General features: G+C 34.4%; 18 protein-coding genes. 12 read left to right on the forward strand and 6 right to left on the reverse strand.

Annotated features, from left to right (window positions below; genetic code table 11):
* Window positions 1–51: 51 nt before the first annotated feature.
* From JJQ60_RS03730 to JJQ60_RS03765, 8 genes are all read left to right on the forward strand, one after another.
* Window positions 52–1632: an MFS transporter gene (locus JJQ60_RS03730; RefSeq protein WP_201916754.1), complete on the forward strand. Its 1581-nt coding sequence runs from the start codon at window positions 52–54 to the stop codon at window positions 1630–1632.
* Window positions 1632–2294, forward strand: coding sequence for a beta-phosphoglucomutase (pgmB, locus tag JJQ60_RS03735; RefSeq protein ID WP_201916756.1), 663 nt, complete (start codon window positions 1632–1634; stop codon window positions 2292–2294). Before JJQ60_RS03730 ends, pgmB begins: the two co-directional genes overlap by 1 nt.
* Window positions 2295–2300: 6 nt before the next feature.
* A complete protein-coding gene (locus JJQ60_RS03740) occupies window positions 2301–4607 on the forward strand; it encodes a glycoside hydrolase family 65 protein (RefSeq protein ID WP_201916758.1) in 2307 nt (768 codons plus the stop codon).
* Window positions 4608–4715: 108 nt separating this feature from the next.
* Window positions 4716–6572, forward strand: coding sequence for a glycoside hydrolase family 13 protein (locus JJQ60_RS03745; protein WP_201916760.1), 1857 nt, complete (start codon window positions 4716–4718; stop codon window positions 6570–6572).
* Between the two features lie 28 nt (window positions 6573–6600).
* A complete protein-coding gene (locus JJQ60_RS03750) occupies window positions 6601–7980 on the forward strand; it encodes an alpha-amylase family glycosyl hydrolase (RefSeq protein ID WP_201916762.1) in 1380 nt (459 codons plus the stop codon).
* Window positions 7981–8231: 251 nt separating this feature from the next.
* The gene (gene pfkA / locus JJQ60_RS03755; RefSeq protein ID WP_201916764.1) at window positions 8232–9218 is read left to right on the forward strand and encodes a 6-phosphofructokinase; all 987 of its coding nucleotides are present in this window, start codon (window positions 8232–8234) and stop codon (window positions 9216–9218) included.
* Between the two features lie 44 nt (window positions 9219–9262).
* Entirely contained in the window at window positions 9263–10264 is a 1002-nt protein-coding gene (gene gap, locus JJQ60_RS03760; RefSeq protein ID WP_201916766.1) for a type I glyceraldehyde-3-phosphate dehydrogenase, read from the forward strand.
* Between the two features lie 74 nt (window positions 10265–10338).
* The gene (locus tag JJQ60_RS03765; RefSeq protein ID WP_201916768.1) at window positions 10339–11211 is read left to right on the forward strand and encodes a BadF/BadG/BcrA/BcrD ATPase family protein; all 873 of its coding nucleotides are present in this window, start codon (window positions 10339–10341) and stop codon (window positions 11209–11211) included.
* A gap of 4 nt (window positions 11212–11215) precedes the next feature.
* On the opposite strand, the gene JJQ60_RS03770 is transcribed toward JJQ60_RS03765, so the two are convergent.
* The 5 genes from JJQ60_RS03770 to JJQ60_RS03790 form a co-directional block, all read right to left on the reverse strand.
* Window positions 11216–13036, reverse strand: a complete 1821-nt coding sequence (locus tag JJQ60_RS03770; RefSeq protein WP_201916770.1) for an ATP-binding protein — start codon at window positions 13034–13036, stop codon at window positions 11216–11218.
* Between the two features lie 10 nt (window positions 13037–13046).
* The gene (locus JJQ60_RS03775; RefSeq protein WP_201916772.1) at window positions 13047–13634 is read right to left on the reverse strand and encodes a DUF4202 domain-containing protein; all 588 of its coding nucleotides are present in this window, start codon (window positions 13632–13634) and stop codon (window positions 13047–13049) included.
* Window positions 13635–13698: 64 nt separating this feature from the next.
* On the reverse strand, window positions 13699–14076 hold the full coding sequence (gene nirD, locus JJQ60_RS03780) for a nitrite reductase small subunit NirD (RefSeq protein WP_201917206.1): 378 nt from the start codon (window positions 14074–14076) through the stop codon (window positions 13699–13701).
* Between the two features lie 44 nt (window positions 14077–14120).
* Window positions 14121–16634 (reverse strand): nitrite reductase large subunit NirB, encoded by a 2514-nt coding sequence (gene nirB, locus JJQ60_RS03785; RefSeq protein ID WP_201916774.1) that lies wholly within the window; start codon window positions 16632–16634, stop codon window positions 14121–14123.
* 163 nt (window positions 16635–16797) lie between these two features.
* Window positions 16798–18117: an alginate export family protein gene (locus JJQ60_RS03790; protein ID WP_201916776.1), complete on the reverse strand. Its 1320-nt coding sequence runs from the start codon at window positions 18115–18117 to the stop codon at window positions 16798–16800.
* A 252-nt stretch (window positions 18118–18369) separates the two neighbouring features.
* On the opposite strand from JJQ60_RS03790, the gene JJQ60_RS03795 reads away from it, so the two are divergent.
* Entirely contained in the window at window positions 18370–19050 is a 681-nt protein-coding gene (locus JJQ60_RS03795; RefSeq protein WP_236669027.1) for a response regulator, read from the forward strand.
* 8 nt (window positions 19051–19058) lie between these two features.
* Here JJQ60_RS03795 and JJQ60_RS03800 read toward each other — a convergent pair whose 3' ends face one another.
* Window positions 19059–19889, reverse strand: a complete 831-nt coding sequence (locus JJQ60_RS03800; RefSeq protein WP_201916778.1) for a type IV pili methyl-accepting chemotaxis transducer N-terminal domain-containing protein — start codon at window positions 19887–19889, stop codon at window positions 19059–19061.
* 384 nt (window positions 19890–20273) lie between these two features.
* On the opposite strand from JJQ60_RS03800, the gene JJQ60_RS03805 reads away from it, so the two are divergent.
* From JJQ60_RS03805 to JJQ60_RS03815, 3 genes are all read left to right on the forward strand, one after another.
* A complete protein-coding gene (locus JJQ60_RS03805) occupies window positions 20274–21668 on the forward strand; it encodes a CmpA/NrtA family ABC transporter substrate-binding protein (RefSeq protein WP_201916780.1) in 1395 nt (464 codons plus the stop codon).
* Between the two features lie 88 nt (window positions 21669–21756).
* Complete coding sequence (locus JJQ60_RS03810; RefSeq protein ID WP_201916781.1) at window positions 21757–22854, forward strand: ABC transporter permease; 1098 nt, start codon at window positions 21757–21759, stop codon at window positions 22852–22854.
* A 10-nt stretch (window positions 22855–22864) separates the two neighbouring features.
* Window positions 22865–23728 (forward strand): ABC transporter ATP-binding protein, encoded by an 864-nt coding sequence (locus tag JJQ60_RS03815; protein WP_201916783.1) that lies wholly within the window; start codon window positions 22865–22867, stop codon window positions 23726–23728.
* Window positions 23729–23732: the final 4 nt, after the last annotated feature.

The raw sequence follows: 23732 nt of genomic DNA on the forward strand, positions 1-23732 counted from the left end.
TAAGTTTTGATAAGTCATGCGCTTATCAGTGTAATAATTAAATTTCACTTAATGAACAAGCGTAAGTTAAGTTTCTGGGAAATTTGGAACATGAGTTTCGGTTTCTTAGGAATTCAATTCGGTTTTGCATTGCAAGGCGGATTTATGTCTAGAATTTTCCAAACCTTAGGTGCTGAGATATATGATATACCAATCATGTGGATTGCAGCTCCTTTAACAGGCTTATTGGTACAGCCTATTATAGGATATCTTAGTGATCGTACTTGGAGTCCTAGATGGGGAAGACGTAGACCATATTTTTTAATTGGAGCAGTTTTTAGTTCTATAGCATTATTTTTTGTTCCATATTCTCCTGCGCTATGGGTAGCAGCAGGGTTTTTATGGATTCTAGACGCTTCAATCAATGTTTCTATGGAGCCTTTTAGGGCTTTAGTAGCTGATAAACTACCTGATTCTCAGAGATCGTATGGTTTTGTTGTGCAGACTTTGATTATTGGTATAGGTACATTTGTAGCAAGTAACTTACCTTGGATGGTATCTCAATTAGGAGTTAGCGATTCAGCGCCGAGTGGAGTAGTACCAATGTCCGTAAAAGTGGCTTTTGCAATAGGAGCTTTTGTCTTTTTTATTAGTATTCTATATACTGTGTTTACAACTACAGAGTATCCCCCAGAGGATATGGAGGAATTTGAAAGAGAGAAAAAGGAGAAAAATAGTTTTGTATCTGACATTTTAGGAAACATAGGAAGCATGCCATTAACTATGAAAAAATTGGGTTTAGTTCAATTTTTTAGCTGGTTTGCCTTTTTTACTATGTGGGGACTAACAAATCCTGCTTTAACTGAGCATGTTTTTAAAACCCCTAACCCAACTCAGGAGTTATACGAGGTGGCTGATAAAAGTACGGAATCTATAGAAAAAATTAAAAGTGAGTTTTTAGTAATAGCAAAAGAAGATTCACTGTTTTTTAGTAACGCTCTTGCAGATACATTAATTTCAGATTCAAGGTTATCTGAACAGTACAAAGTGAAATATAATTCTTTGGAAGATAACGCGGAAAAGTATGCATTTGTGCAATCTGTTACTAAAGATTTTGATAATCATAAGGCTTGGTATTGGGTAAGTAACAATAAATTTCAAAAGTCTTCGAACAAAGTAGGAAGCTATATGGGAATATATGGCTTATCTTCTATGGCTTTTGCATTGATTTTGGTTTTTTACACCTCTAGAAGAAGAATAAACAGAAAGTTAGTTCATCTATTTTCTTTAGTACTTGGTGGGCTTGGATTCATATCCATGTATTTTGTGCCTTCACCATCATGGTTGATTCTATCTTTTACGTTGATAGGTTTTTCTTGGGGTAGTATATTGTCAATGCCTTATGCAATGCTTTCTAGCTCAGTAGATCCAAAGAAAATGGGAGTGATCATGGGGATTTTTAATATGTTTATAGTAATACCTCAGGTAATAGCCGCAGTTGGAGGTATAAATTTCACATATAAGCTTATTGGAGAAGACACAATTAATGCAATGATTGTTGCTGGAATTAGTTTAATCATTGCTGGATTTTGTAACTTGTTGATTACCAATAAAGATGCCATAACGTATAATCCAAAAGAAGTAACAGAATAATGAAAAAAGGATTTATATTTGATTTAGACGGAGTAATTGTTGATACTGCAAAATATCATTTTTTGGCGTGGCAAAATCTTGCAAATAGCTTAGGTATTTCTTTTTCTGAAGAACAAAATGAACAACTAAAAGGAGTTAGCCGAATACGATCTTTAGAAAAAATATTAGAATGGGGTAATAAGACCATTTCAGAAGAAGAGTTTACCAGACTAATGTCAGAGAAAAATGAAGAATACCTTGTGTATATATCTAAAATGGACGCGAGTGAAATTCTTCCTGATGTGCCAAGAGTTTTGGATTATTTGATGTCAAAAGAGCAAGCAATCGCTTTGGGGTCTGCTAGTAAAAATGCAAGAGTTATTCTTGATAAAGTGGATTTAACCGCTAAGTTTCAGGCCATTGTTGATGGGACTAATGTCTCTAAGGCAAAACCAGACCCAGAGGTATTTTTAATTGGAGCTAAAGAGTTAGGAATATCACCAGAAAACTGTGTGGTGTTCGAGGATTCTGTTGCAGGAGTTCAAGCAGCTAATATTGCTAATATGATCAGTATTGGTATAGGAGATGCAAAGGTACTACACGAAGCGGATTATGTTTTTAATGATTTTACAGAAATAAAAGAAGAGTTTATAAATAATTTGGTTGCGGCCAAAAAAGTTTAGAAGAAGATGAATCAGGATTATATAAAACCAGATAACTGGTCAATTATTGAAGAAGGGTTTGATGTAGAACGAGTTAAATCCTCAGAAAGCCTTTTTAGTATAGGTAACGGAGCGATGGGACAGAGAGCTAATTTTGAAGAAACGTACTCTGGACCTACTTTTCAAGGAAGTTATATTGCAGGAGTGTATTATCCTGATAAAACCAGAGTAGGTTGGTGGAAAAATGGATATCCAGAATATTTCGCAAAAGTGCTTAATGCTCCTAACTGGATAGGGATTGATGTAAAGGTAAATGGTGAAAAATTAGATTTATACAGATGTAAATCAGTAACTAATTTTAGAAGAGAACTTAACATGAAAGAAGGTTGGTATCAACGAACCTTTAATGCTGTTCTCCTAAATGATGTTGAAGTATCTGTAAAATCGACACGTTTTTTAAGTCTGGACCTTGATGAAGTAGGAGCTATACAGTATGAAGTTACTCCTGTAAATCAAGAAGCTGAGATTGTATTTACTCCATATCTCGATGCAGGAATTACGAATGAAGATACCAATTGGGATGATAAGTTTTGGGATACATATGATTTATCTCATAAAGGTAATTCTGCCCAAATCTTATCTAAAACGATGAAAACCGAATTTCATGCCTGTACGGGAATGTTAAATCAGGTTTTTGTCGAAGGAGAACAAATTGATATTTATCCAAAAGTAGAAACTAATAGTGTCTATGTTAAACTTAATTATAGTGTGGAAGTACCTAAAGGAACTAAAGCTAGTTTAGTTAAGTTTGGTGGGTATACAGTCTCTCTTAATCATAAAAAAGAGGATTTAGCTTCTGCAAGTAAGACAGTACTAAAACAGGCTTCTGAAGCTGGTTTTGATGCATTATTAGACTTACAGAAGAAAGCATGGTCTAAGATATGGGAAATGGCTGATATCACTATCGAAGGCGATGTGAAAGCGCAGCAAGGTATCCGTTTTAATATTTTTCAGTTAAATCAAACATACCTTGGTAAAGATGCTCGTTTAAATATCGGTCCTAAAGGATTTACTGGAGAGAAATATGGCGGAAGTACATATTGGGATACAGAAGCTTATTGTATTCCATTTTATATGGCAACCAAGGATCAGCTAGTCGCTCGTAATTTATTGACATATAGATATCATCACCTTGAAAAAGCAATAGAAAATGCAGAAAAGCTTGGTTTTAAAAACGGAGCCGCATTATATCCTATGGTAACCATGAATGGTGAAGAATGTCATAACGAATGGGAAATTACTTTTGAAGAAATACATCGTAATGGAGCCATGACATTTGCTATTTATAATTATGTTAGATATACCGGGGATTATAGTTATGTACCAGAAAAAGGCTTAGAGGTAATGATTGCGATTGCCCGTTTTTGGCATCAAAGAGCAACTTTTTCTACTGATAAAAATAAATATGTTATTCTTGGAGTTACAGGGCCTAACGAATACGAAAATAATATAAACAATAACTGGTATACAAACTATCTTGCAAAATGGTGTATTGAGTATTGTGTAGAAAATATCAATAAGGTAAAAAAAGAGTATAGTAATGATTATTCTAGAATCACCAAAAAGACAAACCTTGATCAGGAAGAGATAAATGCAATGTTAGAGGTTGCTGAAAAAATGTACTTCCCATATTCAGAAAAGCATCAGGTATACTTACAGCAAGATGGATTCTTAGATAAAGAGTTAATCACAGTAGCTGATCTTGATACATCACAACGACCAATTAATCAAAAATGGAGTTGGGATAGAATATTGCGCTCTCCTTATATAAAACAAGCAGATACTCTTCAAGGATTTTATATGTTTGAAGATCAGTTTACTAAAGAAGAGCTAGAACGTCACTTTGACTTTTATGAGCCGTTTACGGTACACGAATCTTCGCTATCACCATGCGTACATAGTATCCAAGCGGCTACTTTGGATAGAATGGATCAGGCATATACTTTTTATTTAAGAACTTCTAGACTGGATCTTGATGATTATAATAAAGAAGTTGAAGAAGGCCTGCATATAACTAGTATGGCGGGTACCTGGATGAGTATTGTTGAAGGATTTGGAGGACTGAGGATTAAGAATGACAGATTATCATTTACACCAAAAATTCCTAAAGAATGGAAAGGTTATAGTTTTAATGTAAACTTTAGAAATCAGATTCTTAAAGTTAATGTTTCACAACAAGGAACATCATTCAATCTCGAAGGCGATAAGGATTTAGTGATTTATGTTGATGGTAAGGAGTTTAATATTTCTCCTAATAGTCTAATTACGGTTTAATTAAATACTATTGATAAAACATATGATACCCCAAAGACTTGGTTTTTGGGGTATTTATTTCTACAATAAAGAAGAGATTCACTTTTATTTTAAATAAAAACTCATAAAATGAAAACTAAACTAATCGTTCTGCTTTCTTGGTGTTTAGTGGCTTTGACACAAGCGCAAGTAGAAAAAATTGAACCTCCATTTTGGTGGAGTGGGATGCATGCCCAAAAGCTACAACTAATGTGCTATGGAAAAGATATTTCCAAATACAATGTACAGATTGAAGGTATCACGATTGACGAGATAAAGAAGACAGAAAATCCAAATTATCTATTTGTAACTATAGATACCAAAGGGATAGAACCTGGAACCTTTTCTATACATTTTTTAGAAAAAGATAAAATTGCCTTTTCGCAACCTTATGAGTTAAAAAAGAGAAGAGAAAATTCTTCTCAGCGTAAAGGATTTGATAGTAGCGATGTTATGTATTTGATCATGCCAGATCGATTTGCGAATGGTAATGCTAATAATGATTCGCACCCTGATACTGTTGAGAAAGCAGATAGGTCAAAACCAGGAGGTCGCCACGGAGGCGATATACAAGGAGTAATAGATCATTTAGATTATCTAAAAGACCTTGGAGCAACAGCTTTATGGAGTACTCCATTATTAGAGGATAATGAACCCGTATATTCCTATCATACCTATGCTCAAAGTGATTTATATAAGATTGATCCTAGATACGGAACTAATGAAGACTATAAACGTTTGGCTTCAGAAATGCATAAATTGGACATGAAACTAATCATGGATTATGTTACGAATCATTGGGGGTCAAAACATTGGATGATTAAAGATTTACCAACTAAAAATTGGATCCATCAATGGCCAGAAGGATTTAAGCGAAGCAACTATCGTATGACTACACAGTTTGATACTAATGCTTCTGTTGTAGATAGTAAAGGATGTATGGATGGTTGGTTTGACACAACCATGCCCGACATGAATCAAAGCAATCCACTGCTTCTTAAGTACATTACCCAAAATGCAATCTGGTGGATAGAGTATGCAGATTTAGATGGATTTCGTGTAGATACGTATTCTTATAATGATAAAGAAGGAATAGCCAAGTGGACCAAAGCGATTATGGATGAGTACCCTGATTTTAATATCGTAGGTGAGGTGTGGATGCATGATCAGGCACAAATGGCGTATTGGCAAAAAGACAGTAAGATAGGAGCGATTGATAATTTCAACTCTCATTTACCTTCAGTAATGGATTTTACGCTTCATGATGCATTAATGGTTGTCTTTAATGAAGATAAAGGAGCATGGGATAAAGGGATGATCAAAGCATATGATAATTTCACAAACGACTTTTTATATCCTGATATTAATAATCTTCTATTGTTTGCCGGCAACCATGATACTAATCGTATTAATGAGATATATCAAGGAGACATAAATAAGTATAAAATGGCTATGACATTGGTGTTTACCACTAGAGGTATTCCTCAAATGTATTATGGAGATGAAATAGGAATGCTGGGCAATCGAGATAAAAAAGGAGATGGAGATATTCGAAGAGATTTTCCAGGGGGATGGAAAGGAGACACCCAAAATGCTTTCTTGTCATCTGATAAGGAAAATGGAAGGACTAATGATCAGGAAGCTTTTCATTCTTTCACTAAAAAAGTATTGAATTGGAGAAAAAATGCAAAAGTAATACACACAGGCAAACTTTTACAGTATATCCCTTTTGATAATGTATATGTCTATTTCAGGTATAAAGAAGAAAAAAGTGTAATGATAATTATTAATAATAATTCTAATGATCAAGAATTAAATGTTACTCGATTCAAAGAAGGTCTTAAGGATTATAAAATGGGGACAGATATTATTACAGATTCTAATATTGATGTCACAGAAGCGATTACCATTCAAGGTAAAACATCAATGATAATCGAATTAAAGTAAGACCAATAACCACTAATAAAACTAAAAAATGAAAAATTTAATTTTAAGTTTTGTTTCTGCTGGGATATTATTTTCCTGCGGCAAAGCTAAAAAAGAAGAAGCAGTAGCTGAAGTCACTCAAGAAGAAGTTAAAGAAACACTTGCACCAGTAAGTGACGCAATAATGGAAAACGCCGTTATTTATGAAGCTAATATACGCCAATACTCAGAAGAGGGTTCGTTTAAAGCATTTACCAAAGATATTCCAGAGCTTAGAAAATTAGGCGTAAAAATACTATGGATCATGCCAATATACCCAATTTCTACAACCAAAAGTAAGGGATCTCTTGGAAGTTATTATGCTATATCGGATTACACCAAAGTAAACCCAGAATTTGGTACGATAGAGGATTTTAGGGAGTTAGTTAAAACCGCACATGATAATGGAATCTATGTAATCTTAGATTGGGTTGCAAATCATACAGGGTGGGATCATACATGGCTAAAAGAACATCCCGAATATTATACTAAAGATGAAGCTGGTAACATAACACATACAGTTGATACAGATTGGACCGATGTTGCAGATCTTAATTATGACAATCAAGAGATGCGTGAACAGATGAAAAAAGACATGATATACTGGTTAAAAGAGGAAGGTGTAGATGGATTTCGTTGCGATGTAGCAGGAATGGTACCAGTTGATTTCTGGGATGCCACTGTAGCAGAGCTTAAAAAAATAAAACCAGTATTTATGCTAGCTGAAGGTTGGGAGCCAGAGTTATTAGAAAATGCTTTCGATATGGGGTATGGTTGGGATACACACCACAAAATGAATGATATTGCTCAAGGAAAAGCAGATGCAAAAGAGTGGGATAAAAGGATGGTACAAATAGATACAATGTATGCTAAAGATGATATTTTAATGAACTTTACCTCTAATCATGATGAAAATTCATGGAACGGAACCGTTCAAGAGCGAATGGGAGATGCTGCAGCCATGTTTGCTGCATTATCATATGTTGCTCCAGGTATGCCTTTAATCTATTCCGGTCAGGAGTATGATATGGATAAGCGATTATTGTTTTTTGAAAAAGATACAATTATAAAAAAGAAGGGTAAGTTTTTTCCTTTATATGAAAAACTTGGAAAGCTGAAAAATAATAATCCTGCACTACATGGAGGTAAAAATGCAGCTTCTTACACAAGGATTAAAACTTCAGATGATAACAAAGTTCTGGTATTTAAAAGGGAAAAAGATAATAATACGATCGTATTCGTTTCAAATATGACAAAAGAACCTGTGAAATTTACTGCAGAATTTGAAGGTAAATTTAAAGACTACCTTTCTGAAGAAGAATTAGAAAGCAAATTAGGTCAAGAATATGAGCTTGATTCATGGCAGTATATGATTCTGATTAAGGAATAATTAAAAATAGATATATTTATTTGAGAAAACGACTTGCAAATGCAGGCCGTTTTTGCTTTTATATATGTTTAATATCGTACAACGTTCCAAAAGTGATCATTTTATGATAATAATCTATTCTTAACAAAATCAATGAAAATGTGTTAAAATTTCCCCATTTCTGTCAGTAAATACTGAATTTATCAACCGAAAACGTTTTAGTTTTTTGGCAAATTAGGTTATTATATTCATTAACAATAGATTTGACTTCAATGATAAAGAAAGTGAAAAATATAGCCGTACTTACCTCAGGAGGAGATGCTCCGGGAATGAATGCTGCAATACGTGCTGTAGTGCGTGCCTGTAGTTATTATGAAGTACAATGTTTTGGTATTTATAAAGGATATGAAGGTCTTATAAATAATGAAATTGAAGCGCTTAATGCGCGATCTGTTCGTAATATTATAAACAAAGGAGGTACTTTCCTTAAATCTGCACGGTCTGCAACATTTAGAACTGTAGAAGGTAGACAAAAGGCCCATGAAAATTTAGTTAAGAATAATATTGATGCGCTTGTAGTAATCGGTGGAGACGGAAGTTTTACTGGCGCATTAAAATTGTCAGAAGAATTTAATTTTCCTGTAGTTGGTATCCCAGGTACTATAGATAATGATATTAATGGTACAGATTATACCATTGGATATGATACCGCACTAAATACTGTCGTTGATGCGATTGACAAAATAAGAGACACCGCAAGTTCTCATAACCGCTTATTCTTAATTGAAGTTATGGGACGTGATGCGGGTGATATTGCCTTAAACGCAGGGATAGGGGCTGGAGCCGAAGAGATTTTGATTCCTGAAGAAAATATGGGAGTTGATAGGCTAATTGATTCTCTCAAGAAAAGTAAAAAAACAGGTAAAACATCGAGTATTATAGTAGTAGCAGAAGGCGATAAATCAGGTAAAAATATTTTTGAACTTGGTGAATATGTCGAAGAAAACCTGGATGACTATGAAGTTAGGGTGTCTGTATTGGGGCATATTCAGCGTGGTGGTGCACCAAGTTGCTATGATAGAGTGCTTGCAAGTAAACTTGGAGTAGGAGCAGTCGAAGCATTGTTAGAAGGTAAAAGTGAGGTAATGATTGGTATTGTTCATAAAACAGTAACAATTGTACCATTAAAAAAAGCATTAGATAAAAGATCCCATAGTCATGATGGGTTAATTAAAGTAGCTGATATTACTTCAGTATAATTATATAACCACATTTTAAATTAAAAACAACTAAAATTTTAGATATGAGTACGTTAAAAATTGGAATTAACGGTTTCGGTAGAATTGGAAGAATCGCTTTTAGAATTGCATCTAAGCGTGATAATGTAGAGATTGTAGCGATTAACGATTTGTTAGAAGTAGAGCATTTAGCTTATTTATTAGAATATGATTCTGTTCATGGTAAATTTGATGGAACTATAGAAGTGAAAAACGGAAACCTGGTTGTAAACGGAAAAGAAATCCGTGTTACTGCAGAACGTAACCCAGAAGATCTAAAATGGGATGCCGTAGGTGTAGATGTAGTTATGGATTGTACAGGTATTTTTACTACTCTAGATACTGCTGATGCACACCTTAAAGCTGGCGCAAAGAAAGTTGTGATTTCTGCACCTTCTAAAGATGCACCTATGTTTGTAATGGGAGTAAATCATAAGGATGTAAAAGATTCTGATACTATTGTTTCTAATGCATCTTGTACTACAAACTGTCTAGCACCATTGGCAAAAGTAATCGATGATAACTTTGGTATCGAAGAAGGATTAATGACTACTGTACATGCAGGTACAGCTACTCAAGCTGTGGTGGATACTCCATCAAGAAAAAACTATAGATTAGGTCGTTGTGCTTTGAACAACATTATTCCTTCAACTACTGGAGCAGCTGTAGCTGTAACCAAAGTAATACCAGCCTTAAAAGGTAAGTTGACAGGGATGGCATTTAGAGTACCAACAGCAGATGTTTCTGTTGTAGATCTTACTGTAAAAACTAAAAAATCAGTATCTTATGATGAGCTTAAAGCTGTTGTGAAAAAAGCTTCTGAAAACGAACTGAATGGAATCTTAGGATATACAGAAGAAGATGTTGTGTCTCAGGATTTTGTTGGAGAATCTCAAACATCGGTTTTTGATGCTAATGCAGGAATTGCACTTAATGATAATTTCTTTAAACTAGTATCATGGTACGATAATGAATACGGATACTCAACAAAGTTGGTTGATTTGTCAACGCATGTAGGAAATCTATAATAGAACTATATTTCATGCCCCGAAATTAATTTTGGGGCTTTATTCTCTTTCTTTAACAACAAATACATTTTAAAATGATTTTAATAGCTGACGGTGGTTCTACTAAGTGTGATTGGATTCTTCTTGATGAATCAGGAGAAATCGTTTTTAAAACCCGTACAGAAGGTTTAAATCCTGCTGTATTTGAAATTTCTTTGTTAGAAAAAAGAGTTAAAAAGAACGAGGAACTCACTGCGTATCGCGATAAAATTGATATTGTTCATTTTTATGGCGCTGGCTGTGGAACTAAAAAGCCAGCGGCAATGTTAAAAGAAGTCTTTGAAGACTTTTTTACTAATGCTTCAGAAGTTGTTGTTAAAGAAGATATGGTGGCGGCAGTATATGCAGCCACAACAGAGCCAGGTATCGTTTGTATCCTGGGTACAGGATCTAATAGTTGCTATTTTGATGGAGATGAGATTAAAATGACGGTCGATTCTCTTGGATATATCCTTATGGATGAAGCCAGTGGTAACTATTTTGGAAAACGACTAATTAGAGATTATTATTATAAGAGGATGCCTCCGGAGGTAGCCGCAGAATTCGAAAAACGTTTCGATTTATCTTCTGATGCTATTAAAGAGAATCTGTATAAAAAAGATAATCCTAATACGTATTTAGCATCTTTTGCAGAGTTTATTTTTACAAGTGAGCGTAATGGATATTTTTATAAAATCGTAACCGAAGGAATTCAAGAGTTTGTTGAAAACAGAGTCTTATGTTTCCCAGAAGCACAAAATGTTCCGGTACACTTTATTGGTTCAATAGCCCATTTTAGTGAAGATATTATTAGAGCAGCTGTTTGGCCATATCATCTTACCGTAGGTAATATAGTACGACGACCAATAGATGGTATTATTGATTATTACAGAAATGAGGTCATAAAAAAAAAAGTAAATAAGGTTTAAATACCTAAGTTTTTGGAATATTGAAATTAAGCGTTACTCTGGTTCCTTCATTAGGAATTGAGTTAATAAATATTCTTCCATCAATATAATTCATTCGTTCTTTCATAAAAAATAACCCCATTCCTCCTTCGGCTTTATTCGTTGGTTTAGAAGGGATTGTTTTAATGTCAAATCCTTTTCCGTTATCGCTTATGGTTATGCTTAAAAGGGTGTCTGAATGATTTACAGAAATCATTATATAACTTGATTGTGCATATTTAATTGCATTATTTACCGCTTCTTGTGTAACACGATACAGATTAGTCTCGATTAACGTGTCAAAACGTTGATCAAAATTGGAATTATTTTCAAAAATGATATTCTTACCCGTTAATTTAGAGAGTTCTTTTGCCATTTTTTGAAGTGCAATAGAAATTCCATAATCTTTTAGCTCTGGCGGAGTAAGGTTAAATGTCGCAATACGTATACCTTGGATCAGGTCTTCAGATATTTTTTTTAAACCTTCAATCCTAAGATTGGCTTTTTCAATATTACTAAGATTAATAGATTCGATATTTAACTTCAGTGCAGTTAACATTTGCCCTATGCTGTCATGGATCTCTTTTGCAATTCGCTTTCGTTCTTCTTCTTGAGCTTCTACAATTTGACTAGCATTAGATTTTTGTACCTCTTCCTTTTCCTTATACCGAGCTGCATTTAATCGTTCAACTTCGTTTTGAGCTTCTTTTCGTTTTGAAATATCTGAGCATAATACTAACCTTTCTGATAAACCTGATTCTTTATAGACGGTAAGTATTGTTATATCCAACCATATTTTTTGTCCTAATATAGTATCAAACTCAAATTCTTCATTAAAGACTCCACCTTTGTTTTGGGTAATAAGATCATCCAATCTACTTTTTTGAACTTCACTCAAATTCATATAATCTGAAAGCTGTTTTCTTTGATAATTATGCTCTACACCTAATAAATCAGCAAAGCGTCCTCCTAAACTGAGTATGGCTCCATATTCATCAACTCTCGCATATAACAAGGTTTGATCAATGGCTCTGGTTAGCGAAACTAATTCTTGTATGTTTTCTTCTTGAACTTTTCTTAATTCATCTGCCCTGGATGCCATTTGTTCGGCTTTTTCTTGAGCAACCAATAAGTTAGAGATTGTCTTTTTTATACTCAAAGCTACAGGTCGAAAAAGCAACAAAAATTCGAAAATCAGAATTAGAATTATCAGGCAAAACAATAACAATTCGATTTTCTTTAAGCTAGCCACTTTCTGTTGTGCTTCTTTTTCATATTGAAATACAATGGCGTCCATTTGTTTCAAGAAGAAAGGTTCGTTCAAAATAACGGCTTCTAGATGAGGTTTTAATTGTTGATGATCTATAGAGTCTTTTCTGGTTAATTGAATCGCTTTTATACTACTTTGGTAAATCGAATTAAAATATGGCTGTAAAGCCACAAACATTTGTTTAATCTTAAGGCTGTCTTTACTTTCTTTCTGTATTGAATCATTATACTGTATAAGGCTTTGATGAGATTGCTGCCAAAGTTCGAGAGTAGATTCGAGCTCTTTAATGTATGACGTTTTAAGTCTATTATTCTTTACATCGGATAATAGAAGAATTTCTTTAGATAATTTTTGGCTTAACATTCGCTGTCTCCCTGAGATGTTAATAATCCTAGAATCATCAATTTGTGAATTTAGATAGCGTTGGATAAAAAATTGACCTCCAATAGTGAATATAGCAATAGCGCCTAATGCAATGATGTATATTTTACTTAGGCGTTCAAATGTTTGGTGGTCTAAGGTTTCTTTTCTATTCAATGCAACAGGATTATGCCAAAGCTCGTTTTATCAAATCTAATGCTTTTTCTGAATATGATAGTTTTAATGCTGCTTTATGACCTTTTTCAGACATTTTTCTCCAGGTTTTTTGCAAAATATCGATTACTTTTTCATCGTTGTGTTTTGCTGAAAACTCTTCGTAGTAATATGCTAAAAAGACTAAACAAATTACATCTTCCAAGGTTTGAGTTTCCTCGTCTTTTTTTAATTTCTTTTTTTGAAGTAAAAAGGATACTCTCTGGATAATATCATCATCATATCCTATTTCTTGAAGAATTGTTGACGCTTTTGAGGCATGAAATTTTTTAAGTTCTTCTCTCCATTTTAGATAGCCAACACGGTCCATAGGGTAGCTGTCTCTAGGAATTTCCCAACGACAAATGTGTTGAGATCTGGCCGCAAGCTTTAAAGCCTCTGAGGCATTTGAATCAAAATTTTCCAGAGTTTTGGTCATACGTTGCCCATAAATTAATTCTTTAGGAACTAAGTTTCCATCAATTTTTTCGGAATTGGGATCCTTAGCATTAACTTCATCAAATACTTTGTAAGCCTTAAGTAATAATTTTTCAGAAGACATAAAATAGTTTATAATTGGTAAGCTACCAAAGTTAGTACTTTTTGTACCTTAATCAAATAATCCTTTATTCTGAAAAACCAATGTATACGACATCATTTTCAATTTTTACGGGGTATGTGGCAATGGCATCTAAATCTCCATTTAGATTTTCTCCATTCTCTAGAGAAAACGTTTTTTTATGCATTGGGCAGGCTACCTTTGGTATCCCATTTTGATCACCTATCATACCACGGCTCAACACCATCTCCATTTTGTGAGGGCAAACATTCTGACAGGCATACCATTTGTTTTTTCTTTCGAAATTAAAAATGGCTATTTGTTTTTCTTTGTATTTGATACAAGCCCCACCATTTTTCGGAAAATCACTAACCTTGGCGGCTTCAAACCATATCTTTACATCTTCTGTCGTTGTAGTTCTATATATATCTAAGATTTCTTCCATTTTTTTATTCATTTAATTTTATCTTTTTCTTAAAAGATCAATTCTTATTTCCAGAGCTTTGGCATTTTTTGATCCCTTAAGGGAACAAATACAAGATTGTCATCGGGTTGATCGCTATTCACGAAGTGATTAAAACGTTTCATAATTTCTTCATCTCGTATGGCTTGAGTCCACTCACATTGAAAATTGTGGACCAATGTTGCCATTTCGGCCTCGAGCTCTTCTACCAATTCAAGGGTGTCATCGATTACTACTTGTTTTAGGTATTCTATGCCTCCATCAAGTTTGTCTAACCACTTAGCTGTTCTTTCTAATGGTGCTGCAGTTCTGATGTAGAACATTAAAAATCGATCAAGATATTTGATTACTGTTTCGTTATCGATTTGCTCTGCCAGTAATTCAGCGTGTTTTGGGTTGGCACCTCCATTTCCGCACACATAAAGATTCCATCCTCCTTCAACGGCAATAACCCCAAAGTCTTTGCAACGAGCCTCGGCGCATTCTCTAATGCATCCAGAAACCCCACCTTTAATTTTATGTGGCGATCGTAATCCTTTGTAACGTTCTTCTAATTCTATGGCAAAACTTACGCTTTCATCCATACCGTATCGGCACCAGGTGGATCCTACACAACTTTTAACGGTACGTAAAGATTTTCCATAGGCATGTCCGCTTTCGAAACCATGATCAATTAAATCTTTCCATATTTTGGGCAGTTGATCCAACCGTGCACCAAAGAAATCTACACGTTGTCCTCCCGTAATTTTAGTATATAACTCATATTTTTTACCCACTTCACCTAAAGCGATTAATTTTTCAGGAGTAATTTCTCCTCCAGGAATTCTGGGCACCACCGAATAAGTACCATTACGTTGAATATTTGCTAAGAACTTATCGTTAGAATCTTGTATCACTTCTTCTTCATTAGCGGTATCGGCGTAGATGCTGGCCATAATGGATGCAACAACAGGCTTACAGATTTCGCATCCATCACCTTTTCCATAATGATCCAATACATCATCAAATTTTCTGTATCCTTTTAACTTTATAATATCAAAAAGCTCCTGTCTGTTATATTCAAGATGTTCGCAAATTGTGTCTTTAACTTCTTTTCCTAAAGATTTTAGAGTTGCATCAACCAAATCTTTGACCATAGGTTTACATCCTCCACATCCTGTTCCGGCTTTAGTATAACTAAAAACATCGCCAAGATCATTGCATGTTCCGTCTTGAATAGCGTCACAAATAGCGCCTTTGCTTACACTTTCACAAGAGCATATTTGGGCATCATCAGGTAGATCCATTATATCTCCTAATAAAGAATTACCTTCTCCACGACTACCAAATATTAAGTCTTCGGGATCTTCTGGTAGTGCCATTGACGTATCATATATTTGAAAGAGAGCATTATAATCTGACGAATCTCCAACTAAAATTCCTCCAAGAAGTTTAGATCCGTCCTCAGAAACATTGATCCGCTTATAAATACCTTTTCTTTTGTTTTCGTAAACGATAGTGTCTATAGTGTTATTTTCTGATAAAGCATCTCCAAAACTTGCTACTTCGGTACCTATCAATTTTAATTGCGTAGACATATCAATATGATCTATCATGGTTTCAGTGGTATTACCAGTTATTTGAGATACAGCAATGGTTGCCATATCATACCCCGGTGCAACAAGTCCATAGATCATGTTATTATATAACGCAACTTCTCCTATGGCATAAATACTAGTATCCGAAGTTTTCATGGCATTATCTACAACAACACCGCCGCGTAATCCAGTTTCTAGTCCGCATTCTTTCGCAACTTCGTCTCGAGGTCGTATCCCGGCAGAAATCACTAGCATATCTAACTTTAATTCTGACCCATCGATATATTGTAATCCTTCGATGGTTTTATCGCCTTGAATATATTTGGTTTGCTTACTTACATGTACATGTAGTCCAAGCTCTTCGATTTTTGCTTGAAGCATATCACTACCTCCTTGATCCAACTGTCTAGGCATTAATCTAGGGGCGAACTCTACAACATGAGCTTCAAGTCCTAATTCTTTTACAGCATTTGCAGCTTCAAGACCTAATAATCCACCGCCAAGTACTGCAGCTTGCGTTTTGCCTTCAGATTTTAGTTTTTTTGCATAGGTTTCAATTGCTTCGAGATCTTCTATAGTTCTATATACAAATACGCCTTCTTTTTCTACTCCCGGAATAGGAGGAACGAATGCTGAGGATCCAGTGGCTAACACTAAGTAGTCGTATGAATATTTAGTACCTCGGTGGTTAGACACTGTTTTTTCTTCTCTGTTAATTTCGGTAATCATTTCAGAGGTATGAAGATCTATATTATTTTCCTCATACCAATTGGCAGAGCACATACTTAAATCTTCAGCAGTTTTTCCTGCATAATACTCACTTAAGTGAACCCTATCATAAGCTCTTCTGGGTTCTTCACCAAAAACGGTAAGTTTATATTCGTTGAATTTTTCTGAGGCCACAAATTTCTCACAAAACTTGTAACCAACCATTCCATTACCAATAACTACTACTTTCTTCATAAATTACGTATTAACAATTCAAAATTAAGTATTAATACTTAATTAATTAGTGAATAATACGTAATTATAGCTAGGGGAAATTGACGATTCCAAAAAAATAAACAGTTAACCTTGCTAAAAATGATTTTGGCAAGGTTAACTGTTGTTAAAAATTAGAAATATATTATTGCTCTTCAGTTGGAGTTGGTTTTGGGCTCCATTTTAAGAAATTTGGTTTTACAACTAGCATAGCCCATCCCCAATATTGTGCATCTGCCGGTTCTGAAACTCCTTTTAGAATCTCCATAGAGTCAGAAGCAAACATATGAGAATACCCTATTTTCAAGGTAGCAAATGGCAGTAGTTTTTGAGTATAAACGATATCCAATTCGGTTCCTAGATAATCATCAACATTTGCACCCAGGCTTTCAGCTCCAGCAAAGTAATGTGCTTTCAATAGTAAACTCGATTTCTCTCCGGTTTTAATTACTGTTTTTGCATAGATATCATTTAATCCAATATTGTTTGCATGATTACCGACATAAAAATAATCCATATACCCATTAAATTTATGATTGGTACCAAAAATTGGAAAGAATGATTCGATTTCACCATCACTTCCACCATTGTCATCACCACTAAGTGTTTCGAACCCAAGCCCAAATAATGTTTTCCCTGGTTTGTAGTTAACCTCTAACATAGCATTGTAAGCAGATAGATCGACTTCTTCAGTAAACTCTCCTGTTTGACCATATATGTTAGCAGTAATAGATAAGCCCTTTGAGGGTTTTGCGACCAAATGTGTTCCAAAGGTTTGACGATTTACATTACCATCAATTGGTGTTTGACCATCGGTTGGGTCTAAATTTTGATAAGAATTATTAGCAACTAAAAGGCTTGCTGAGAACTTCTCCCAATCTTTATGCAGCCATGCATATATCATTCCTTTATAGTCGAATACTGCTCTGGCATTTCCCGAGTTATTTGGATCAAAGAGAGTCGTTTGCCGACTAACACCATTTTGATTGAAAGCAACACCAAGATCAAACTTAAATCCTTCTTTTGTATATTTAAGTAGAGCCGCATCATGAAAACGTCCTTGCATAGCCCAATCTAGACCTCCAAAGATTCGTTGATCATCATACGACAGTGCCTGTCTACCAAGTTTTGTTGACCAGCCACTTCCGAACTTAAAATCAATCCAGGCTTGAGCTAAAGAGAAACTGTTGTTGTTATCTGCAGCTGCAATTTGGGGTGTATCTCCCCAGACACTTACATCCTGTACACTTACATAAGCTGAGAATTTTTCCTGTTTATATCCAAGCTTTAAGCGAGAGCGTTGTTGAACAAATATCCCCGCATCAACGCCTTCTGGGATAAGGCTGCCAAAACCGTTTAAATACTCGAATCGAGGTCTGATATCGGCATCAATACTAACCTCTTGTGCTTTTCCCTTTATTGCCACTACGAATAGAAGTAAGGCAAAATATAACTTGTTTTTCATTTAAAAATAGTTTTATTGTCTTGCAATTGATTACATGACAAGTTTTGATTCGTCTTTTCTGTTGATTCTATTAGTTATTGATTTATGACTCAAATCTAAGTATTAATACTTATTTTTAGACTTTTTTTTATGTAAAAATACGTATGCTTTGTTTTCATTTGTTTAAATTTATGTAGCTACTTTTGAATAATTCATATATTTCGTTTATTTGAAAGTAAATATGACCTTTTAATAACTACTTAGATTAAATACATGATTAAAATAATATTAGTTGATGATCACTTTATGGTAAGAGATGGTATTCGTGCAATCTTAGAGGAAGAGGATGATTATGAGGTTGTTGGCGAGGCATCCAATGGAAAAGATGCTATTACATTGGTAAAATCAATCAAACCTGATATTGCTATATGTGATATCCGCATGCCAGAAATGTCGGGTATTGAAATGGTTCAGGAAATGATAAAAATGAATGTGCCAACTAAGTTTGTTATGCTGTCTATGCATGATTCTGATGAATATATTTTACAGTCTATTAATGCGGGTGCAGATGGATATCTTCTGAAAGGTTCTAGTAAGGAAGAGTTTATGAAGGCTCTTTCGGTTGTAAGTAGAGGGGAAAAATACTTTAGTGGTGATGTTTCTTCAATTTTGGTGAGAAAAATAAAGTCTGAAAAAAATGTTGATGCCTCTGATATGGCTTCCGATGTCATGGAATCAAAAGAAAAGATGCATAACCCATTTGATTTGACAAAAAGAGAAAATCAAATTCTACGACTTGCTATTTCCGGAAAAACGAACAAAGATATAGCCGAAGAACTTAAAATCAGTAAACGTACTACTGAAGTTCATCGATTTAATTTGATGAAAAAAATGGGAGTTAAAAATGTGTCTGAACTAAATAATAAGGCTAGGGAATATGGAATGATTCCCTAGCCAGTTTTTTATGTACTTTTTGCAATCAACTCGTAGATTCCGGTAATTTTATTAAAACTTTTAGTGAGATTGTTAGAAGTGTAAAAAACTTCTTCAAGCGTAAATCCATTGCTATAAAATCCTTTTTTATTTGATTGAAATTTCTCCCAGATAGACATTACATTACCAAGTTCTTCTTCAATTTCTGTAGTATTATAACTACTAATTAATAAATCACCAATAACGCTGTCGAATTCTTCAAAAACTTGATTTAAAATTCGTCTGTATTCTGCTTTTTTGTTTGGAAACATACTAGAAGCGGTATAATATAAACAAAGTCTTTGAGATAGCATTCGCTGTTTTCCTGATACATTAATAATGCTTATTAGGTCTTGATTTTCGGTTTTAAAAAATTGATTATTATATTTCGAGCTTGTTTCGATGCTTAACACTAATTCATGACATGCACTTAGTAATTTTGTATTGAGTTCCATAACCTCTAATGAATTTGTAAAGCTGGGAGCTGTGGAAATTAACCCTTTAAATTTTGACCAGAACTTTTTTACATTCTTTATCGATAATTTAACCGCAGTACTTGAAGCATTTTGAGTTAAAATTTCTAATTGTTTGTCAAAAATAAACTTACTGGAATTTAATTCTTTAGAGATTTCTTTGTTGTTGATTCCCTTAGCTAATAATAAATAGGCTTTAGACATTTTTTGAGATAACATTCTTTGTTTTCCCGAAATATTAACAGCCTTATTGTAGCTAATACTTCCATAACTCTGAGATTGCGAATGCAATTTTGTTACACATAGTAAGGTAAACGTAAAAAAAATAGATATGATTTTAGTTTTCATAGGATAGTTGTTTATCTAGGGGTTAATAAAAATATTTTAAGTAAAAATACTTATTTTTTTTCTACCACCAAAAGTTCAAGCTGTTTGATAATTTTCTTTATTCAGTTGAATATATTTATTTGGTTTAATTACGTTGAAACCATCTTTTTTTAATGTATATACCTTGATTTAAAAGGGTTTTTTAAAGTCTGTTTCTTTCTTTTTATGTTATTTTTAATTTTGTAAGGGGTAAATTATTAAAAAGATAATTAATATAACTACTTATTTTATTATGCATAATAATTACATTAATACGTACTTTTTATTCTTTAAATAGTTTTTAAATAAGTAATAATACTTAGTTTTGAATTGATTCTATTAGTGAAATTCTCAAAACACAGAGTTATGAAAACAGTATATCTTAAAATTGTAATTATTATGACCGCAATGACGCTAATGTCTTGTGGTGGAGAAAAGAAAAAACAAATAGCAGCAAGTGATTCTTCGGTAAGTGGTTCTTCGAAGCTACTTATAGAAAAGCCACAATTAACTTTTGGTTTTATTAAGTTAACCGATATGGCGCCCCTTGCTATAGCTAAAGAAAAGGGATTCTTCGAGGATGAAGGTCTTTTCGTATCGATAGAAGCGCAATCGAATTGGAAAAATGTATTAGATAGGGTTATTGATGGGCAATTGGATGGTTCACATATGTTGGCAGGACAGCCTATTGCTGCAGGAGCAGGATTTGGTAGGCAAGCAGATTTAGTAACGCCTTTTTCTATGGATCTAAACGGAAATGGAATTACAGTGTCTAATGATGTTTGGTCAAAAATGAAACCCAATGTTCCTGTTGGTGAAGATGGAAAGCCGATACATCCAATTTCGGCGAAAGCACTAAAACCTGTTATTGAATCTTACAAGAATGAAGGAAAACCTTTTAAAATGGGAATGGTTTTTCCAGTATCTACTCATAATTATGAAATACGATATTGGTTGGCAGCGGCTGGGATCAATCCAGGAATGTATTCTAAGAATAATATACAAGGGCAAATTGATGCAGATGTATTGTTGTCTGTAACTCCACCACCACAAATGCCGGCAACTCTGGAAGCGGGTACTATTTATGGTTATTGTGTTGGTGAACCATGGAATCAACAAGCCGTTTTTAAGGGCATTGGAGTGCCAGTTACTACCAACTATGATATCTGGAAAAACAACCCAGAGAAGGTGTTTGTAATGACCAAAAAATTTGTAGAACAATACCCGAATACTGCTACTGCGGTTACAAAAGCTTTGATTAGAGCAGGTAAATGGTTAGATACTCCAGGAAATCGTAAGGAAGCGGTTAAAATATTATCTATGCCAGAGTATGTTGGTGCAGATGAAGTGGTTTTGGCAAATTCTATGACGGGTACGTTCGAGTTTGAAAAAGGGGATAAGAGAGAAATGCCAGATTTTAATGTGTTTTATCGTTATCATGCAACTTATCCATTTTATTCTGATGGAATCTGGTTCTTAACCCAGATGAGGAGATGGGGACAAATACCAGAAAGCAAACCAGCGGATTGGTATCATAGCAAGATCAAAGAAATTTATAGACCAGATATTTGGATCAAGGCTGCAAATCTTTTGGTTGAAGAAGGCTATCTAGAATCTTCAGAGCTACCTAAGACTGATGGTTACAAACCTGCTACTACAGATTTTATAGATGGTAAAAAATATGATGCAAAAGATCCTTTAGGGTATATAAATAGTTTTAGTATAGGAAATAAAGAAACGGAAGTTCCTAGTATTCAATAGTAGTAAATAATAGTATGCCGGGTGAAATAACCGCTTGGTGTACTGTTATGTTAAAACTAAAGTAACAGCAATATATAAATTTTGATAAATGAAAGATAGATCAATTCATATCCTAAATTTTGTAGGGTTAAGTTTTTTCGAGCCGGCAATTAGATTGGCCTCTGGAGAAGAAGTCAAGAAAAATTTGATTGCCTTATTTAAAAAAGTATTTCTACCTATTCTTTCAGTAGGATTGTTTTTAATATTTTGGCATTCAGGAGCGACTTATTTATACAATATTGAAAAAGATGCACGTATAGAAAAAGCTCTAAATGATAGAGGAGAAGTTGCAGCTTCAGAAATGAAAGCGTGTATAGAATCTGGAGACATAAGTTGTCAGCCTAACACTTTGCCTTCTCCATCACAGGTTTGGGATGCTTATAAATCACTTTTAGCAGATCATAGGGCGATTTCGCAAAAGAAAGCTGCATTTTCAGAAAAAATTGCTACAACAAATACACAACGAGAAGCGCAAGGTTTAATACCAATAAAATATACAGGACGCCCATCTTTTGTTGACCAAATCTTAACGAGTCTTAAAACTGTTTTTGCAGGATTTTTATTGGCATTTTTAATTGCGGTTCCTATAGGTATTATGCTAGGGCTTAGTCCTACACTCAGGTCATCGGTTAATTGGTTAATACAAATCTTTAAACCAGTTTCTCCGGTGGTTTGGTTGTTGTTGGTGTTTATGATAGTCAAAACATTGACAAGAAATTCAGATTCTGATAGTTCGTTTATCATTTCCTTTATAAGTGTTGGGTTATGTTCTATGTGGGCTACTTTGGTGAATACAAGTATGGGAGTGTCTTCAGTTGATAAGGACTACATTAATGTGGCTAAGGTATTGCAGCTTAATGTAGGGCAAAAGGTGTTTAAAATCATTTTACCATCCTCATTCCCGCTTATTTTTACAGGACTTCGAATTACGCTGTCAGTAGCATGGATGGTGCTAATTGCTATCGAATTGCTTGCTCAAAGTCCAGGTCTTGGTTCGTTTGTATGGGAAGAATTTCAAAATGGAGCCAATGATTCTAACTCAAAAATTATAGTAGCGATGTTTGTGATTGGTATCATTGGGTTTTTATTAGATCGTATAATGCTTACTATCCAAAAGTTTGTAACATTTACTGAAGAAACCGCTTAAAGATAGATGTATGGCATATATTGAATTAAGAAACGTATCTAAATCATTTGGTATTGGAAAAGATCGCACTCAGGTATTATCAAACATCAACCTTGAAATTGAAGAAGGAGAGTTTGTTGCGATTGTTGGGTTTACCGGGAGTGGTAAAACTACTTTAATCAATCTAATATCGGGTTTGATCATGCCCGATGAAGGAGAGGTTCTTTTTAAAGGAGAACCTGTAACAGGTCCTAGTCATGAACGAGGAGTGATTTTTCAGAATTATTCTTTATTGCCATGGTTGAATGTTGGAAGCAATGTCGGTATGGCTGTTAAGGAAGCTTTTAAAAAAATGACCCGAAGAGATAGGAAGAAAAGAGTAGAGGAGTTTGTGGAGATGGTTAATCTGTCACCAGCTATAAATAAGTTGCCCAAAGAACTTTCTGGAGGTATGAGACAAAGAGTATCTGTAACCCGAGCATTATCGATGAGTCCGGAAGTAATTCTTATGGATGAACCGCTAAGTGCCCTTGATGCGTTAACCCGAGGGAATCTTCAGCAAGAAATACTAAACATCTGGAACAAGGATAAGAAGACGGCATTATTAATTACCAATGATGTAGATGAAGGGATCTTGATGGCAGATAGAATTATTCCTCTAAAACCGGGACCTAAAGCTACTCTGGGCCCGGAGTATAATATTAATCTTGAACGACCAAGAGATAAAACTGCTCTTAATCATAATGAGGAGTACAAAAAACTAAGAAACAGTATTATGGAATACTTAATTCAGATTGGAGAGCAACGTGCTTCTAAGAAGGAAAATAATTATGCATTGCCCGATATTAAACCAGTGATTAAACCTGCACCATTCGGAAAGTTAAACTTTGGATAAAAAG

Origin of the sequence: Aquimarina mytili, assembly GCF_016735115.1 — a bacterium.
GTDB classification, from domain to species: Bacteria; Bacteroidota; Bacteroidia; order Flavobacteriales; family Flavobacteriaceae; genus Aquimarina; species Aquimarina mytili.

Excerpts from the sequence above, each read along its gene's own strand:
- nirB (WP_201916774.1), bottom strand. The coding sequence starts at position 16,634 with ATGAAGAAAGTAGTAGTTATTGGTAATGGAATGGTTGGTTACAAGTTT.
- JJQ60_RS03745 (WP_201916760.1), top strand. The coding sequence starts at position 4,716 with ATGAAAACTAAACTAATCGTTCTGCTTTCTTGGTGTTTAGTGGCTTTG.
- JJQ60_RS03775 (WP_201916772.1), bottom strand. The coding sequence starts at position 13,634 with ATGTCTTCTGAAAAATTATTACTTAAGGCTTACAAAGTATTTGATGAA.
- JJQ60_RS03730 (WP_201916754.1), top strand. The coding sequence starts at position 52 with ATGAACAAGCGTAAGTTAAGTTTCTGGGAAATTTGGAACATGAGTTTC.
- JJQ60_RS03750 (WP_201916762.1), top strand. The coding sequence starts at position 6,601 with ATGAAAAATTTAATTTTAAGTTTTGTTTCTGCTGGGATATTATTTTCC.
- JJQ60_RS03815 (WP_201916783.1), top strand. The coding sequence starts at position 22,865 with ATGGCATATATTGAATTAAGAAACGTATCTAAATCATTTGGTATTGGA.
- gap (WP_201916766.1), top strand. The coding sequence starts at position 9,263 with ATGAGTACGTTAAAAATTGGAATTAACGGTTTCGGTAGAATTGGAAGA.
- JJQ60_RS03800 (WP_201916778.1), bottom strand. The coding sequence starts at position 19,889 with ATGAAAACTAAAATCATATCTATTTTTTTTACGTTTACCTTACTATGT.
- JJQ60_RS03795 (WP_236669027.1), top strand. The coding sequence starts at position 18,370 with ATGATTAAAATAATATTAGTTGATGATCACTTTATGGTAAGAGATGGT.
- JJQ60_RS03790 (WP_201916776.1), bottom strand. The coding sequence starts at position 18,117 with ATGAAAAACAAGTTATATTTTGCCTTACTTCTATTCGTAGTGGCAATA.
- pfkA (WP_201916764.1), top strand. The coding sequence starts at position 8,232 with ATGATAAAGAAAGTGAAAAATATAGCCGTACTTACCTCAGGAGGAGAT.
- JJQ60_RS03810 (WP_201916781.1), top strand. The coding sequence starts at position 21,757 with ATGAAAGATAGATCAATTCATATCCTAAATTTTGTAGGGTTAAGTTTT.
- JJQ60_RS03740 (WP_201916758.1), top strand. The coding sequence starts at position 2,301 with ATGAATCAGGATTATATAAAACCAGATAACTGGTCAATTATTGAAGAA.
- pgmB (WP_201916756.1), top strand. The coding sequence starts at position 1,632 with ATGAAAAAAGGATTTATATTTGATTTAGACGGAGTAATTGTTGATACT.
- JJQ60_RS03765 (WP_201916768.1), top strand. The coding sequence starts at position 10,339 with ATGATTTTAATAGCTGACGGTGGTTCTACTAAGTGTGATTGGATTCTT.
- JJQ60_RS03805 (WP_201916780.1), top strand. The coding sequence starts at position 20,274 with ATGAAAACAGTATATCTTAAAATTGTAATTATTATGACCGCAATGACG.
- nirD (WP_201917206.1), bottom strand. The coding sequence starts at position 14,076 with ATGGAAGAAATCTTAGATATATATAGAACTACAACGACAGAAGATGTA.